The organism is Brachybacterium sp. FME24 (genome assembly GCF_014897705.1).
Taxonomy (GTDB): domain Bacteria; phylum Actinomycetota; class Actinomycetes; order Actinomycetales; family Dermabacteraceae; genus Brachybacterium.
Window position 1 is genome coordinate 44,582 of record NZ_JABUXV010000019.1, and the last position, 15,756, is coordinate 60,337.

13 protein-coding genes are annotated in these 15,756 nt (G+C 70.7%); 10 read left to right on the forward strand and 3 right to left on the reverse strand.

Features of this window, described 5'->3' with window-relative positions:
• Nucleotides 1–65: 65 nt before the first annotated feature.
• The gene (locus INT51_RS18300) at nt 66–1,253 is read left to right on the forward strand and encodes an exonuclease SbcCD subunit D (protein ID WP_193106777.1); all 1,188 of its coding nucleotides are present in this window, start codon (nt 66–68) and stop codon (nt 1,251–1,253) included.
• On the forward strand, nt 1,250–4,351 hold the full coding sequence (locus INT51_RS18305) for an AAA family ATPase (protein WP_193106778.1): 3,102 nt from the start codon (nt 1,250–1,252) through the stop codon (nt 4,349–4,351). Before INT51_RS18300 ends, INT51_RS18305 begins: the two co-directional genes overlap by 4 nt.
• 53 nt (nt 4,352–4,404) lie before the next feature.
• On the opposite strand, the gene INT51_RS18310 is transcribed toward INT51_RS18305, so the two are convergent.
• Nucleotides 4,405–5,049 (reverse strand): VanZ family protein, encoded by a 645-nt coding sequence (locus tag INT51_RS18310; RefSeq protein ID WP_193106779.1) that lies wholly within the window; start codon nt 5,047–5,049, stop codon nt 4,405–4,407.
• A 48-nt stretch (nt 5,050–5,097) separates the two neighbouring features.
• The gene (locus tag INT51_RS18315; protein WP_193106780.1) at nt 5,098–5,589 is read right to left on the reverse strand and encodes an Lrp/AsnC family transcriptional regulator; all 492 of its coding nucleotides are present in this window, start codon (nt 5,587–5,589) and stop codon (nt 5,098–5,100) included.
• A gap of 74 nt (nt 5,590–5,663) precedes the next feature.
• Here INT51_RS18315 and INT51_RS18320 point away from each other — a divergent pair, with 74 nt between their 5' ends.
• The 8 genes from INT51_RS18320 to INT51_RS18355 all read left to right on the forward strand — a co-directional run bounded on the left by INT51_RS18320 (nt 5,664) and on the right by INT51_RS18355 (nt 14,309).
• The gene (locus INT51_RS18320; protein WP_304502250.1) at nt 5,664–6,665 is read left to right on the forward strand and encodes an AzlC family ABC transporter permease; all 1,002 of its coding nucleotides are present in this window, start codon (nt 5,664–5,666) and stop codon (nt 6,663–6,665) included.
• The gene (locus INT51_RS18325; RefSeq protein WP_193106781.1) at nt 6,658–6,984 is read left to right on the forward strand and encodes a branched-chain amino acid transporter permease; all 327 of its coding nucleotides are present in this window, start codon (nt 6,658–6,660) and stop codon (nt 6,982–6,984) included. Before INT51_RS18320 ends, INT51_RS18325 begins: the two co-directional genes overlap by 8 nt.
• A 114-nt stretch (nt 6,985–7,098) precedes the next feature.
• Nucleotides 7,099–8,091: a beta-ketoacyl-ACP synthase III gene (locus tag INT51_RS18330; RefSeq protein ID WP_226985899.1), complete on the forward strand. Its 993-nt coding sequence runs from the start codon at nt 7,099–7,101 to the stop codon at nt 8,089–8,091.
• Between the two features lie 127 nt (nt 8,092–8,218).
• Nucleotides 8,219–8,728: a DUF456 domain-containing protein gene (locus tag INT51_RS18335; protein WP_193106782.1), complete on the forward strand. Its 510-nt coding sequence runs from the start codon at nt 8,219–8,221 to the stop codon at nt 8,726–8,728.
• Complete coding sequence (locus INT51_RS18340) at nt 8,725–10,947, forward strand: ABC transporter ATP-binding protein (RefSeq protein ID WP_193106783.1); 2,223 nt, start codon at nt 8,725–8,727, stop codon at nt 10,945–10,947. Before INT51_RS18335 ends, INT51_RS18340 begins: the two co-directional genes overlap by 4 nt.
• On the forward strand, nt 10,944–12,836 hold the full coding sequence (locus INT51_RS18345) for an ABC transporter ATP-binding protein (protein WP_193106784.1): 1,893 nt from the start codon (nt 10,944–10,946) through the stop codon (nt 12,834–12,836). Before INT51_RS18340 ends, INT51_RS18345 begins: the two co-directional genes overlap by 4 nt.
• A 240-nt stretch (nt 12,837–13,076) precedes the next feature.
• A complete protein-coding gene (locus INT51_RS18350; RefSeq protein ID WP_193106785.1) occupies nt 13,077–13,361 on the forward strand; it encodes a hypothetical protein in 285 nt (94 codons plus the stop codon).
• Between the two features lie 45 nt (nt 13,362–13,406).
• Nucleotides 13,407–14,309: a class I SAM-dependent methyltransferase gene (locus tag INT51_RS18355; RefSeq protein WP_193106786.1), complete on the forward strand. Its 903-nt coding sequence runs from the start codon at nt 13,407–13,409 to the stop codon at nt 14,307–14,309.
• Nucleotides 14,310–14,688: 379 nt separating this feature from the next.
• Here INT51_RS18355 and INT51_RS18360 read toward each other — a convergent pair whose 3' ends face one another.
• On the reverse strand, nt 14,689–15,429 hold the full coding sequence (locus INT51_RS18360; protein ID WP_226985900.1) for a DUF559 domain-containing protein: 741 nt from the start codon (nt 15,427–15,429) through the stop codon (nt 14,689–14,691).
• Nucleotides 15,430–15,756: the final 327 nt, after the last annotated feature.

The window sequence follows — 15,756 nt, forward strand, 5'->3', positions numbered from 1 at the left end:
CCGTGCCCGTCCACATCCGCGCGCCCCGGCCACGTCTGTCGGTCCAGCTCCTTAGAGTCGACACCATGAGAATCCTGCACACCTCGGACTGGCACCTGGGGCGCACCTTCCACGAGGCGAACCTGCACCCGCACCAGGAGGAGTTCCACGACTGGCTGGTGGAGCTGGTGACCCAGCGCGCGATCGACGTGGTCGTCATCCCGGGCGACGTGTACGACCGTGCCGTCCCGCCGCTTGAGGCCGTGAAGCTGCTGGGCAGGACCCTCACGCGACTGTCCGCCAAGACCACCGTGGTCCTCACCCCCGGCAACCACGACTCCGCCGACCGCCTCGGCTTCGGCGCCGAGCTGATGCGCGACGGCGTCCACATCCTGACCGATACCCAGGCGGCGCTCGAGCACCCCGTGGTGGTGCCCGATGCGCACGGCGACGTGCTGTTCTTCGGACTGCCCTACCTGGTGCCCGACATCGCGCGCTTCGCCCTCGTGAGCGACGAGTCCGAACCGCTCGCCCGCAGCCACGAAGCGGTCACCCGAGCAGCGATGGACAAGGTGACCACGCGGATCGCGCAGTACGCCGAGGCGGCGGGGCCCGACGCCCCGCGCCCGCGCTCCGTGGTCCTGTCCCATACCTTCGTCACCGGCGGTGACCCCAGCGACTCCGAACGCGACCTCTCCGTCGGCGGCGTCGACTCCGTCCCCGCCTCGGTGATGGGCGGCGTGGACTACGTGGCCCTGGGGCACCTGCACGGGTGCCAGGATCTCTCCGCGCGCGCCGGCACCACCGCCTGGTACTCGGGGTCCCCGCTGGCCTTCTCCTTCTCCGAGAAGAACCAGCGCAAGTCCGTGCTGCTGGTCGACCTCGGAGCCCCGGGGGAGGTCGAGGTCGAGCGGATCGCCACCCCGGTGCCGCGCCGCCTCGCCGAGCTGCGCGGGTCCCTGGACGACGTCCTCGCGAAGGCCGCCGCCCACCGCGAGGACTGGGTCAAGGCGGTCATCACCGACCCTCATCGGCCGCCCCACCTGCTGGACCGGCTGCGCGCCGCCTTCCCGTACCTGCGACACACGGAGCACCGGCCCGAGGGCCGCGAGGACAGCGACCTCACACCCGTCGTCCGGCGCGAACAGGATCCGATGGACGTGATGGGCGAGTTCCTCGAATACGTCACCGGCGTCGAAGCGACCGATGCCGAACGAGGCGTCTTCGCACGCGCCCACAGCGCGGCTCACTCCCGCCGGGAGGAGGCCTCGTGAAACTCCACCACCTGCGACTGACCGGTATCGGCCCCTTTCGCGACACCGTCGACATCGACCTCGCCGCACTGTCCACCAGCGGGATGTTCCTGCTCGAAGGCCCGACGGGATCCGGGAAATCCACGATCCTGGACGCTGTCGTCTTCGCCCTCTACGGCACCGTCGCCGGCAGCGATGCGAGCTCGGAGCGCATCCGCTCGCAATTCGCCGACCCCTCCACCGCCAGCGTCGTCGACCTCGTGTTCGAGACCGGCCACGGCATCTACCGGGTGCGCCGCCAGCCGCAGTACGAGCGAGCCAAGCGCCGCGGCAGCGGCACCACCAAGGAGAACGCCCGAGCGATCCTGTGGAAGCTGGACTCTCCGAAGCTCATCCCCGCGGCGCTCGCCGACCAGGCCGGTCAGGGCTCCGGCGTCGAACCCGTCTCGGTCCGCCTGGACGAGATCGGCGGCGAGATCACCCGCGCTATCGGCCTGAACCGCGAGCAGTTCACCCAGACCGTGCTGCTCCCGCAGAACGAGTTCGCCCGCTTCCTGCGCGCCGGCACGGGGGAGCGCCAGCTGGTGCTGCAGCGCGTGTTCGGCACCGAGATCTATCAGGACATCGAGAAGCAGCTCGAACAGATGCGCCGCGAGGCCTCCGCGAGCGTCACCGACGCCAAGGGGCAGGTCGACAAGGCAGTCTCCCGTTTCGCCGAGGCCTCCGGGGCCGATGACGAGCACCGCGCCGCGCTGGATGAACACGCGAAGGCGAACCGTCGTGAGGACCTCGTCGCGGCCGCGACTGAGATCGAGCAAGCCCTGACGGCGCAGGCCACCGAGGCAGGCACCCTGGCCACCGCGGCCTCCGAGCGCGAGACCACTGCGCGGGGGCACACCGAGCAGGCCACCGCCTTGCGCACCCGCATCACCCGACGCCGCACCCTCGACGCCCTCGCCGCACGCCTGGTCGACCAGGAGCCCGCCGCCGCTCAGGCGCAGCAACGCCTGACCGGGGACGAGGCCGCACGCCCCGCCGCTGCGGCGCTCGCCCGCGCCGCCCAGGCAACTCAGCGGTTGCGCGCCCTGACGGAGTCCCGCGAGGAGCTTGCGACCGCTCACCGCACCACGCACCCGGACCTCGTCGACCTGCTCGAGACAGCCCAGCCGCTGCCCGCGCTCGCCGCAGCGGCCGAGGAGGCCACCACCGCGGCCGGCGCCCTGGCTGAACTCGCCGCGCTCGAGAAACAGCTTCCCGCCCGCGGCGCCGCCCTCGAGAAGCGTCGGGCCGAGGACCTCACCCTCGCCACCAGGATCGCGAGCCTCGCCGAGCAGCTCGGCGCCCGCCCCGGGGCTCGCGAAACGCTCCTCGCCGACCGCGCGACCGCACAGAAGACGGCCGACGGACTCGGCGATGCGCGAGCAGCCCTGGTCACCGCCGCGGCGCGGGCCACCGCGGCAAAGACCGCCGACCGCCTCGCAACACAGGTCACCCGCGCCGAGAAGACCGCTACCGAGGCCCTCGCCGCCGCGAAGCAGGCCGCCGACCAGGAGAAGTCCCTGCGCGACCGACGCCACGCCGGCATCGCCTCCGAGCTCGCCCTGCAGCTCAGCACCGACGACGCCTGCCCCGTCTGCGGCTCCACCGAGCATCCGGCGCCCGCCCAGCGCGCCGAGGACCACGTCGGCCCAGAGCAGATCGAGGCCGCCGAACAGCGCCGAGCGACCGCGGACGGCGACCAGTCCCGCACCGCCCAGGCGCTCACCACCGTGCGCACCCAGCGCGATGCCGCCACGAAGGAGGCCGGCGGCCGCTCCCTCGCCGTCGCTACCGCCGCCGAGACCGACGCGAAAGCACTGGTCGCCACGGCCGAGGCCGCAGCAACGCGCGTGGCGGGCCTCGGTGCACGGATCGACGCCTTCGACCAGGAGACGACCACCCTCACCGCGCAGCGCACCACGCTCGAACGGGAACTGGAGGGCCGGTCGGCCACCCTGCGCGAGACCGAGGCCGCCCTCGCGGCGGACACCGAGAGGACCCGCGAGGCGCGCGGCGAGCACGAGACCGTCGCACAGCGTCGCACCGCCCAACTGCAGCGCGCGAAGACCGCCACCTCCCTGCGAGAAGCGCAGCTCGCCATCGAGCAAGGCGCCGCCCGCGTCACCGAGTTGGAGACCGAGAGCGCCACCGCCCGCCAGGACGCCACCGAGCGACTGGACGCCGCGGATCTCGCACCCTTCGCCGACGACGACGCCCTCACCGCCGCAGTCCTACCCGACGCCGAGCGTGCGTCCCTGACGACCCTCCTGTCGGATCGCACCGTCAACCAGGCCAGGCTCACCGACGGCATGGCCGAGGAAGGCATCGCTGCGGTCGACGCGAGCGAAGAGGCCGGCACGATCGCCGAGACCGCAGTGGCCACCGCGCAGGAAGCTCTCACCGCCGCCCGCGCCGCAGCCCGCGAGACAGGCGACCATGCGGCCCGCCTGCGCGCCGCCGCCGAGCGCACGACAGGGGCCCGCACCGCGCTCGATACCGCTCTCGCCCAGCTCGCCGCTCTGGATCTCACCGCCGGCGCCGTCATGAGGATCGCGGACCTTGCTACCGGCCGCTCCGCCGACGGGAAGAACCGCATCCAGCTGTCCACCTACGTGCTCATGCGCCGCTTCGAGGACGTCGTCTCGGCCGCCAACACCCGCCTCGCCGAGTTCTCCGACTCCACCCTGGAGCTGCTGCGCGACACCGGCGCCCGCGGGGCCAAGAAGACCGGACTGGACCTGCTGGTCATCGACCACCGCACCGATCAAAGGCGCCTGCCGGAGACCCTCTCCGGGGGAGAGACCTTCTTCGTCTCCCTCGCCCTGGCCCTCGGCCTGGCGGACATCGTCACCGCCGAAGCCGGGGGAGTGCAGATGGAGACGCTCTTCATCGACGAGGGCTTCGGCAGCTTGGACCCGGAGACTCTCGAACGAGTCGTCGCCGAGATCGGCCGGCTCGCCGAGAACGGCCGCACCATCGGCATCGTCAGTCACGTCGGCGAGATGAAATCCCAGATCGCCGAGCAGATCCACGTGCGCCGGCTCCCGGACCGCTCCTCGACGCTCACCATCACCGCCTGAGACGGCGCGTCAGCGCCTCACGAGATACCTCGAGGCTCAGGATCTCCCGTGACCTACGAGTCGTCGCCCCGCCAGAGATCGGCATGGTCCTCCAGCGGCCGCTCGTGCACGAACAGCGGCACCCTCCACCGCGTGAGCAGCGGAGCGACCAGCGCGCCGAGCAGCGCGCCGAGAGAGTTGGCGAACACGTCATCGATGTCCGCGATCCGCACCCCGCACGGATACAGCCCCCACGCTCCCGTGTACTGCGTGGCCTCGATCAGCACCGAGAGCATCACCCCGATCGCGAGTGCCGTGGTCGCGTCCAGCCGGAACACCCCGCGCAGCACTGCCCCCAACGGCATGAACAACGCGATGTTCGAGACCAGCTGCAGCACCGGCCAGCTCACCAACAGGCCCAGACCACGCGTGCCCTCCGCGCGCACCGCAAGGATCTCCGCGATCGAGTTGAAGGGGTAAGGCCGCAGCTCACCGCCCACGCGGGCGCGGCAGGTCTCCGCGACCTCATAGGCGGGTGCGACGGTCAGCCCCGCCAGGGTCATCGTGTACACGCAGATGACCAGCACGCCGACCAGCCGCAGCGGTCGCACGCGCCCGAACCGTCGGCGCTGCAGCAGCACGGCCGGGAGCGCGATCACCGCGAAGACCCCCAGGCCGCCCGCAATGCCCGCCAGGGCCAGACGCACGAACTCGCTCACGCCGGGAACGGTACGGCGCGGCGCTGTACGAGACCAGAGGGGTCGTGCTCAGCGGCGCGGCGTCGGCCGAGAAGCGGGCGCCGCGCTCGCAGCGGGACGCTGGCTCTTGAGCACCTTCATCGCGAAGCGCGAGGAGATCTTGGAGACTCCCGCGATGGTGATGATCTCCTCGGTCAGGAAGTGCTCGTAGGCCGCGAGGTCGGCCACGGCGACCCGTACGAAGTAGTCGGGGGCGCCGAACAGCCGATACAGCTCGACGACCTCGTCGAACCCGGCCACAGTGGTTTCGAAATGCTCGATGGTGCGCTTGTCGTATGCGGACATCTCCACGTCCAGGATCACCTCGAAGGCCTGACCGAGCGCCGCCGGGTCCACCTGCGCGGCGTATCCGAGGATCATTCCCTCGGCCTCCAGGCGCTGCACTCGTCGCAGGCAGGGGCCCGGGGTCAGATGCACTCGCTCCGCCAGGGCGACGTTCGAGAGGCGCCCATCTTCGCGGAGATGGTCGATGATTGCGCGATCCACCACATCCAGGTCCATATATTGCAGTGTACGGGGAGGATGCACGGAAGTCCGCAATCGCGAGGCGGCGATCTGCTGGGATGATTGCTGGTGTGACAGATCTGTGGAGCGATCAGCGCTCGAGCAACGCCCCTGGGCTCGACCTGTTCGACCAGCCCGGGCAGAGCGACCAGCCCGGCCACGGCGACGAGCCCGGCCGGTTCGACCAGCCCGGGCGCGGCGACGAGTTCAGCTCCTGGGAATCTCCCGGCGGCGAGCCCGCGGCCTGCGCGGAGGTCGACTCCGAGACCGCGCTCGCCTCCCCGGCGGCGCTCGCGACTCCACCGGCCGCGTCGGCGACCGCACCAGCCGCGCTGGTCGCTCCACCAGTCATGCCGGCGGCACCGTCGGCCGAGCCCGTCGCCCCGAGTCGGCGCCATGAGATCGCCACCGGTATCCGGCTCTCCTTCGCGGCAGGGCTGGGCATGTTCCCCATCGGGGTGGCGTTCGGCCTGCTCGTGGTGCAGAGCGGTCTTCCGTGGTGGGTCGCGCCGGGCTTGTCGATCTTCCTGTTCGCCGGATCGGTCGAGCTGCTGCTGGTGGGCCTGATGGTGGTCGGAACCCCGCTGGCGACCATCGCCCTGACCACCCTGCTGGTCAATTTCCGCCACGTCTTCTACGCGTTCTCCTTCCCGTTGCGCGTGGTGCGCCACCCCCTCGCGCGCCTGTACTCGGTCTACGCCCTGATCGACGAGGCCTACGCCGTCTCCGCCGCGCGGCCCGGCACCTGGACCGGTCCCCGTCTGGTCGCGATGCAGATGGCGTTCCAGAGCTACTGGGTGGGCGGCGGGTTGGTCGGCGTCGCGATCGCCTCCTTCCTGCCCGGACAGATCGAGGGCCTCGACTTCGCGCTGTGCGCCCTGTTCATCACCCTCACCCTCGACGCCTGTCGGTCCCGCCGCGAGATCCCCTCGCTGCTGCTCGCCGCCCTCGCCTTCAGCCTCGCCCTGCTGCTGGTCCCGGGATCGGCGTTGTTCGCAGGGCTGCTCGGCTTCCTGGCACTGCTCGTCGCGCGCTTCCTGTTCATCTCCCGCAGGGAGCCAGCCGATGCCTGAGACCTGGTACTTCCTGGCCGTCATGGTGATCGGGCTCGGGATCTCCTTCGCCCTGCGCGCGGTCCCCTTCGTGATCCTGCAGCCCTTGCGGGACTCCCGCTTCGTGGCTGCGATGGCGCTGTGGATGCCGGTCGGGATCCTCGCGATCCTCACGGTCTCGACCCTGCGCACCTCGATCGACGCTGATCCCGGGCGGATCGTCCCTGCCCTGGTGGCGACCGTCGTGACCATCGCTGCGCATCTCCTCGGCGGGCGGCGCACCCTGCTCAGCGTGGGACTGGGCACCTTCACCTTCGTCGTGATGGTCAACCTGCTCTGAGGAGTGAGATCCCCCAGCGCCGCTGACCAGCGCCGTTGACCACTGCGCCAGCGGTCACCGTGCGGCCGGGTATGCGCATTAGGCTCATCGGGTCCCCGACGCAGGAGAGATCTCATGACGATGCCCACCGGCTCCCACCGGCCGACCTTCTCCACCCCACGGGCCGTGCCCGGGTCGCGGATCGCCGGGACCGGCCACTATCGTCCCGACCGGATCCTGACCAATCACGACCTCGAGCAGATGGTCGAGACCAGCGATGCCTGGATCCGCCAGCGCACCGGCATCGAATCCCGACGCCTGGCCCGGGAGGACGAGACGGTCGCCGAGATGGCGACCGCCGCCGCCCGCGCCGCCCTCGTCGACGCCGAGGTGGACCCTGCCGAGATCACCCAGGTCATCGTGGCGACCTGCTCCAACGAAGAGCGGTCCCCGAGTACGGCAGGTCGTGTCGCGCAGGCTCTCGGCCTCGACGGTCCCGCCTCCTTCGACGTCGGCGCGGCCTGCTCCGGGTTCAGCCACGCGCTCGCCGTGGCCGATCAGTCGATCCGCGCCGGCGCCTCCACCACGAGCCTCGTGATCGGGGCGGAGAAGCTCTCCGCCTTCACGGACTACACCGACCGCACCACCTGCATCCTCACGGCGGACGGGGCCGGCGCCGTGGTGCTGCGCGCGACCGACGAGCCCGCGGTGTCCCCGGTCATGTGGGGGACGGTCCCCGATCTTGCCGATGCCGTGACGATCAGCCCGCCGCAGACCTGCTTCTCCCAGGAAGGGCGACAGGTGCTGGGGTGGGCGCTGCGAGAAGCCCCCGGCATCGCCCGAGGGATCGTGGAATCCGCCGGGCTGACGATGTCCGACATCGACGTCTTCATCCCGCACCAGGCGAATCTGCGGATGATCGAACCGCTCGCCCAGGCGCTGGAGCTGCGCCCCGATGCCGTCGTCGCCGACGACGTCATCACCTCCGGCAACACCTCGGCCGCCACGATTCCGCTGGCGATCTCCCGGCTGCGGGAGGCGGGCCGGGTCCCGTCCGGGGCGATCGCCCTGATGATCGGATTCGGCGGTGGCTTCTCCTGGGCCGGACAGGTGGCTCGCCTGCCCTGAGGAGTGCGTGGATGGTCGACGTCGACCCGCCGCCGGTGTGATGCGCCGATAGGATGGGCCAGGCTCGGCACGGCGCTTTCCCGTCGGTCGATCGCGCCCCCGCATCCCTGCTTCTCCCGGAGGACCCGTGGACTCCCTCACCGTCCAGATCATCGTGACCGTCCTGGTCGGTCTGGCCTACATCGTCGGCCTCGTCGGGATCATCGTCCCGGTGCTCCCGGGCACCATCACCCTGGTCATCGCCACCCTGATCTGGGCGATCGTGATCGGCGGCTGGCCCGCCTGGATCGCGTTCGCCATCGTCCTGGTGCTCGGCGCCATCGGCATGACCACCAGCTACGTCCTGACCGGGCGGAAGCTGAATCGCGCCGACGTGCCGATGTGGCCGATCTACGTCGGCATCGCCGCCGGCATCATCGGCATCTTCGTGATCCCGTTCCTGGGCCTGCCGATCGGTTTCGTGCTCGGCCTGTGCATCGCCGAGGCGCTGCGCCAGAAGGACCTGAAGAAGGGCCTGAACTCCGCCTGGATCGCGATGAAGGCGCTCGGCCTGGGCATCATCATCGAGTTCTCCCTGGCGATGCTGTCCACGATCACCTTCGCGATCGCGGTCGTCGTCCACTTCGTGACCGTATGACCACGCCCGCCACGCGCGCGGCCGCGAACCTCGAACGCGACCATCCCGCCGTGCTGGTCCCTGGCCTGAAGCGACTGCTCAAGGGCTCCTGGGAGCAGCGCACCTGGTTCTCCCTCGCCGTGCTCGGCGCCGTCGCCTTCGCCCTGCTGCAGATCGCGACCTCCGCGATCATCGGCCGCGTCACCGAAGACGTCGTCGTGCCCTCCTTCGCCACTGGTGAACCGGAGCTCGGCGTCGTGATCGCCGGCGGTCTAGCGATCCTGGGCATCGCCGTGGCCCGCGCGGTCACCGTGATGGCGCGTCGCATCTTCGCGGCCGCCGCCCAGTTCGACCTGTTCCGCCTCTACCGCGAACGCCTGACCACGGTGTACGCGAAGGTCCCGCTGCTGTGGCACCGCCGCCAGTCCACCGGAACGCTGCTCAGCTCGGTGTACTCCGACGTCGAAGCCACCTTCTTCGCGATGGCGCCGTTCCCCTTCGCCCTGTCCACCATCGTGATGCTCGTGTACGCGACGATCGTCGTGGCCCGCATCGACCCCGTGATCCTGCTGATCATGGTCGCCCTGATCGTGCTGCTGATCGTGCTGAACGTGCTCCTGCAGCGCTTCGCGACCCCGATCGCCGTGCGCTCCCAGCAGCTGCGCGCCGAGGTCGCCGAGATCGCCCATGAATCCTTCGACGGCGCGAACGTCGTGAAGTCCCTGGGCCGCGAGGACATCGAGGTGCGCCGGTTCGACACCGCGGCCGACTCCCTGCGGACCACCGGTATCCGGATGGGCTATGTGCGCGGCTGGTTCGACCCCGCGATCGATGCCCTTCCCAACCTCGGCATCCTCGCAGTCGCGGTGCTGGGCGCCTGGCGCATCGGCGAGGGCCACCTGACCACCGGCCAGCTCGTCGAGGTGTCCTACCTGTTCACCCTGATGTCCCTGCCGATCCGCTCCTTCGGCTGGGTGCTGGGCGACCTCTCGCGCACCGTCGTCGGCGGCGGTCGCGTGCAGCAGATCCTCGACGTCACCGAGCAGCGCACCTATGGTCCCGACCCTCTGCCCGAGGGGCCCGGCGTGCTCGCCTTCGACGACGTCGCCTTCGTCTATCGCGACGATCCCTCCCAGGTGATCCTCGGCCGCGGCTCCCGCTCCGAGGATCAGATCCTGCGCACCAGCGCCGCGCTGCACGACGTCAGCCTGCACGCGGACCCGGACGCCGGCACCCGCGTGCTCGCTATCGTCGGCGCCACCGGCTCCGGCAAGTCCACCCTGGCCCTGCTCGCCGCGGGCCTGATCGAGCCCAGCGCCGGCCGCATCCGTCTCGACGGCGCCGACCTGCACTCCCTCACGGTCGACGCGCTCACCGAGGACGTCGCCCTGGTGCTGCAGCAGGCCTTCGTGTTCGACGCGACCGTGCGCGAGAACGTCACCCTCGGCGAGGACATCGACGAGACCACCCTGCGCTGGGCGCTGCGCGTGGCCCAGGCGGAGAGCTTCGTCGACAACCTGCCCGACGGGCTCGAGACGGAACTGGGGGAGCGCGGCGGGTCCCTGTCCGGTGGCCAGCGACAGCGCATCGCACTGGCCCGGGCGCTGGCCCGACGGCCGCGCCTGCTGATCCTCGACGACGCCACCTCCGCCTGCGACCCCAGCGTCGAACTCGCGATCCTCGACGGCATCCGCCGCGAGATGACCACCTCGACGCTGCTGCTGATCGCGTACCGCAAGTCGACCATCTCGCTCGCGGACCAGGTCGTGTTCCTCGACCATGGCCGGGTGGCTGCGGCCGGCACCCACGAGGACCTGCGCTCCGACAGCGAGGGCTACCGTGCTCTGGTCGACGCGTACGACGAAGCCGCGATCTCCCACAACCTGCTGGAGTCCGCGGGACCGCAGCCCAGCGACGGCCCGGACCCGAGCATCGCGGTGGACGCCCAGCGTGCACGCACCGTCACCGACGCCGTCGAGCGGCACGGGGAGGGGCGCTACCGCCGGGAGGACGTCACGGCAGATAGCGAGTGCGACAGCGAGCCGCCGGCGACCACCGGTGCCCTGTTCACCGTGGACCCGCTCGCCGAGACGGGCGGGACCGCAGAATCGGGCCCCTCCGCAGACGACCCCGCCCCGTCGGCCGGCCCCGCTCTACCGGCCGACCTCGCTCTGCCGGCCGAGGAGCCCGCCCCGTCGGCCGACGACCCCGCCCCGATCGATGAAGAGGCAGGCCGATGACCGCCGCACCCGCCGCCCGCGACGCCGGCGCCTCCTCGGCGCTCGGCAGCGAGAGCACCACCGACGAATCCGCCCTGCACACGATCCGCCGCGGACTCTCGCTGACCCCCGAGCTGCTGCGCGGACTGTGGATCACCCTGCTGCTGGCCGTGGTCGCCACCGGCGGCAAGGTCGTCGTGCCGATCGCGGTGCAGTCGATCCTGGACCGCGGCATCATCGCTCCTGAGCAGCCCGACCTCGGCTTCGTCGCCGGCGCTGCGGGTCTCGCGGCGGTCGTGCTGCTGCTGACCGCGACCTGCAACGTGCTCATGAACCGGCGCCTGTTCCGCCTCGCCGAGACCTCGCTGGCCACCTTGCGCAAGCGGGCCTTCCGCCACATCCACGACCTGTCCCTGCTCACCCAGGGCACCGAGCAGCGCGGCGCCCTCGTCTCCCGCGTGACCAGCGACGTCGACACCGTCAGCCAGTTCATGAGCTTCGGCGGCATCATGCTCGTGGTGATGAGCATGCAGCTGGTCCTGGCCACCGCCGTGATGGCGTTCTACTCGTGGCCGCTCGCGCTGGTGGTGTGGATCTGCTACCTCCCGATCCTGCTGATCATGGGCTCCCTGCAGAAGCGCATCCGCGCCCGCTTCCAGACGGTCCGCGCGAACGTCGGGACCATGCTCGGCTCCGTCTCCGAATCCCTCGTCGGCGCCGCCACCGTGCGCGCCTACGGCGTCGAGAACCGCACCCGCTCCGGGCAGTTCGGGCGCGTCCGCGACGTCCGGGACGCCCAGTTCTCCGTGCTGAGACCACAGTCCGCGTCCTTCTTCCTCTCCGAGACGGCCGACGGACTCGCCACCGCGATCGTCGTCGTGATCGGGATCCTGCTGGGCACGCAGACGCTCGGGGTGAACCTTCCCGGGGCGGATCTCACCGCCGGCGGCGTGATCGCCTTCGTCTTCCTGGTCTCCCTGTTCAGCCAGCCCGTGCGCATGGGCATCGAGATGCTCTCCGAGGCGCAGAACGCGGTGGCCGGCTGGCGGCGCGTGCTCGGCGTGCTCGACACCCCGGCCGACGTCTCCGACCCCGGTGGCGCCATGGACCCCCGTACCGGGAAGCGCCTCGACCCCAGGCCCGGGGCGACCGCGCTGCCCGAGGGGCTGCTCGACATCGAGATCCGCGACCTGCGCTACTCCTACCCGACCGGGCCCGAGGTGCTGCACGGCATCAGCGTCGACATCCCCGCCCGCAGTCGCATCGCCATCGTCGGCGAGACCGGCAGCGGCAAGACGACCTTCGCCAAGCTCCTGACCCGCATGATGGACCCCGCCAGCGGCGAGCTCCTCATCGGCGAGGTGCCGCTGCATCTCATCCCGTACTCCTCGCTGCGCTCTCGCGTGATCATGGTGCCGCAGGAAGGATTCCTCTTCGACACGACCGTGGCCGGGAACCTCGCCTACGGCAGACCCGACGCGACCGGCGAGGACATGCGCCGCGCCCTGGACGAGCTGGGGCTCGGCTCCTGGGCCGACGAACTGCCCGCAGGACTGGACACCCCTGTCGGCCAGCGCGGGGAATCGCTCAGCGCGGGGGAGCGGCAGCTGGTGGCCCTGGCCCGCGCCTACCTCGCCGATCCCGACGTGATCGTGCTCGACGAGGCGACCAGCGCCGTGGATCCCGCGGCCGACGTGCGCCTGCAGCAGGCCATCGACGGACTCGCCCGAGGCCGCACCACCATCACCATCGCCCACCGGCTCTCCACGGCCGAACGCGCGGACCGGATCATGGTGCTCGACCACGGCGACCTCGTCGAGGCCGGCACCCACGCCGAACTGGTGGAGCTCGAGGGCGGGATCTACGCCGGGTTGCACGAGTCCTGGGTGGCGCACCGCTCGTCGCGGTGAGAACTCCCCATCGACGCGGGCCGATCTCCCGGGCACTCTTGCACCTGAAGGGGTGTCCGGACGGCCGGCATGAGGGGGAGAACCATGGGGACGAGGCACGACGCGAGCAGCACGGGAACGGGCATGGGCAGGGGAGCTCGGGCCGACGAAGGGACTCCTCGGTCAACCCGGTCCCGGCGTACGATTCTCACGGTCGGGCTCGGGGGTCTTGCGACGCTCTGGTCCGTCCTCGCGACCCTGGTGGCTTCGACGTCCGCTCGCGTCACCTACTACCTGCCGCCCCCGGACGGTTCCACGGAGGCCGTGGAGCGTCACGACTGGATCGAGAGCGTGCTGGCCCTCATCCCCGTGTCGCTCGTCGCAGGGCTGCTCGCGCTCGTGGCGACCGCTCTCGCCGTAGCGGCTCTTGTGCGCCGACGCACGGCATCGCCCTGGTTGCTGGTCCTGGCGTGCCTCGCGCTGGTCATCGCCTTTCTGGTGAGTCTCGCGGTCCCATGGCTGGCGTCGCAGGTCGGGGTCTACTGATCTCCTCGAGAGCGATCCGGTCGAGGCTCCTCTAGGATCCAGATCGTGCCGGACCCTCAGAACCCTCCCGTCCCCCCGATCTCCGCACGCCATGAGCCTCGCTTCGGCAACGCGGAGCGCAAAGGGACTCTCGCGGCTGCCTTCCAGAGCCAGGGCGAGGACTACGACCGCCTTCGGCCCGGTTACCCCTGCGCCGCCCTCGACGAGATCCTCGCCGCGGTGAACGGTGACGGCGCGGAGGCGAGTGCCGACGGCGACGTTCGCCGTGCCTCGACTCCTGGCTCCCTCCGCGCCGTCGACCTCGGGGCCGGCACCGGCAAGCTCTCCTGGGCACTCGCGGAGCGGGGCCTCCACGTCACCGCGGTGGACACCAGTCGCGCCATGCTCGAGGCAGCGCGGAACGGCGGCCCGTCCTCCGATCCGGACTCTCCCGGCCCTTCCCACGCCACCGCCCTCTCCACGCGGGTTGCCCCTGCCGAGGAAACTGGGCTCCCGGATTCCTCGGCGGACCTCGTCACCGTCGCCCAGGCCTGGCACTGGTTCGACGCCGAGGCGGCGTCCGCCGAGGTCACGCGACTGCTTGCTCCCGGCGGCGTTCTCGCTCTGGTGTGGAACATGCTCGACGTGACGATCCCCTGGGTGCACCGGCTCTCGCGGATCATGCATGCCGGGGATATCCACCGCGAGGACTTCCTGCCCACCGTCGGCCCTGGCCCCTCCCTCGTGCAGCGCAGCGTGCACGCCTGGGAGGATCCGATGCCCACGCAGGACGTCATCGACCTCGCCCGCACCCGCAGTTACGTCATCACCGCCCCCGAGGAGCGCCGCGCGAAGGTGCTCGCGAACCTCGACTGGTACCTGCACGAGCACCTCGGCCACGCACCGGGCGACGTCATCGGCGTCCCGTACCGCACCGACCTGTTCCTCTACCGGCCGGCGAGGGAATAGAGCCGAGGGTTCCATGACCCGTCCGGGTGGCCCTCTCGTCTCGGGCGCATCGACCCCTCGCGTCCCCGTAGCCCCCTGCCCGCACTCCCAGGGCTACCCGTCGGTACCCCGCACGAACCAGGGCTACCCGTCGGTACCCCGCACGAACCAGGGCTACCCGTCGGTACCCCGCACGAACCAGGGCTACCCGTCGGTACCCCGCACGAACCAGGGCTACCCGTCGGTACCCCGCACGAACCAGGGCTACCCGTCGGTACCCCGCACGAATAGGCGTTGAGGATGGCTGATTCCGCCTACTCACGCGCGGTGAAACTCCAGGCACTGCGGGAGCGGAGCTGGGCCATACGCGGAGGCACCAGGCGTGTGGTGACGGTTCCCGTCATGGACGCCATCCTCGTTCCCGAAGTTCGTCCCGGACGAGGCGAATGGCCTGCGCACAGTTGCGTCGCGTGTCTTCCTCGTACAGCCGGATCTCTGCCCATCCTGCGGATTTCACCTGACGGGCCCTCCGAATGTCACGCTTCACCTGGTCATTTTCCTTATGTGAGGCACCCTCGTACTCAACGCACACTCGGTACTGCGGCCACTGGAAGTCCGGGTCGTGGCGGGCTCGGCCGTCGGCGCCGATCAAGGGCTTGTTGATCAGCGGCTCTGGGAGACCGGCTTCGATGAACGCCAGGCGCAGCAAGGTCTCCATCGGGGAATCGGAGCCGATCCGGATGTCCGCGAGAGCACGACGAAGGGCCTGCGCGTGGCGACCAGTGCAGACGGCCCGGAGCTCCTCGAGAGTGCACCAGGGGAGCTCGCGCCCGGGCTCGAAGTCCGGGCGGGGCGTGCGGACGAGGTGGTCCCCGACCGTGACGAGCGGCACGTGCGGCAGATTCTGCGCGAGGTCTCGCCATGTGCGCGCGCGGTTGGTGACCCGCAGGGTGGAGCGCGGAGCCGTTGCGGAACTGGTGTATGACCTGCGCTGTCTATAGGTGAGTCGTTGGGTCTCCTCGGGGGTGATCGCGAAATCGTGCCAGCGGATGACGCGGTCCGATCCATTGCGACCCCCGGGGATCGACACGTGCAGCGGTGTGCGCAGGCTCCATGACTCGAGCAGTCGGGGCAGTGGCATCCCCAGAAGACGGGCCGCAGAGAGCCCGACGACGACCGCCGGGCCCTCGTGACGACAGATCGCAGCAGCGAGGGAGGCCTCAGTGACCGGGTCCCCCTTTCTCGCCTGCAGTCCCCGGCGGAGGCGGGTGAGGTCACCTCGCTTGAGACGATCCGACGAGACTCCGGCGTTCCGCGCTTCTGCGCTGGTGAACACCTGCCAGGGCAGTGCGCTCGGGAGGGGATCCGGGGGACGCGGCATGCACCCAGGGTGGCTCGAGGTCGACAGCGACCTCGCTCACCATCCACAACCGGCGCTGTGGAGGAACGGTCCGCGGCGATGATCAGG

Bases quoted from the DNA above. Each gene is read 5' to 3' on its own strand.
- INT51_RS18325 (WP_193106781.1), top strand. From the start codon at position 6,658: ATGCCTGAGACCTGGTACTTCCTGGCCGTCATGGTGATCGGGCTCGGG.
- INT51_RS18345 (WP_193106784.1), top strand. From the start codon at position 10,944: ATGACCGCCGCACCCGCCGCCCGCGACGCCGGCGCCTCCTCGGCGCTC.
- INT51_RS18340 (WP_193106783.1), top strand. From the start codon at position 8,725: ATGACCACGCCCGCCACGCGCGCGGCCGCGAACCTCGAACGCGACCAT.
- INT51_RS18300 (WP_193106777.1), top strand. From the start codon at position 66: ATGAGAATCCTGCACACCTCGGACTGGCACCTGGGGCGCACCTTCCAC.
- INT51_RS18360 (WP_226985900.1), bottom strand. From the start codon at position 15,429: ATGCCACTGCCCCGACTGCTCGAGTCATGGAGCCTGCGCACACCGCTG.
- INT51_RS18330 (WP_226985899.1), top strand. From the start codon at position 7,099: ATGACGATGCCCACCGGCTCCCACCGGCCGACCTTCTCCACCCCACGG.
- INT51_RS18315 (WP_193106780.1), bottom strand. From the start codon at position 5,589: ATGGACCTGGATGTGGTGGATCGCGCAATCATCGACCATCTCCGCGAA.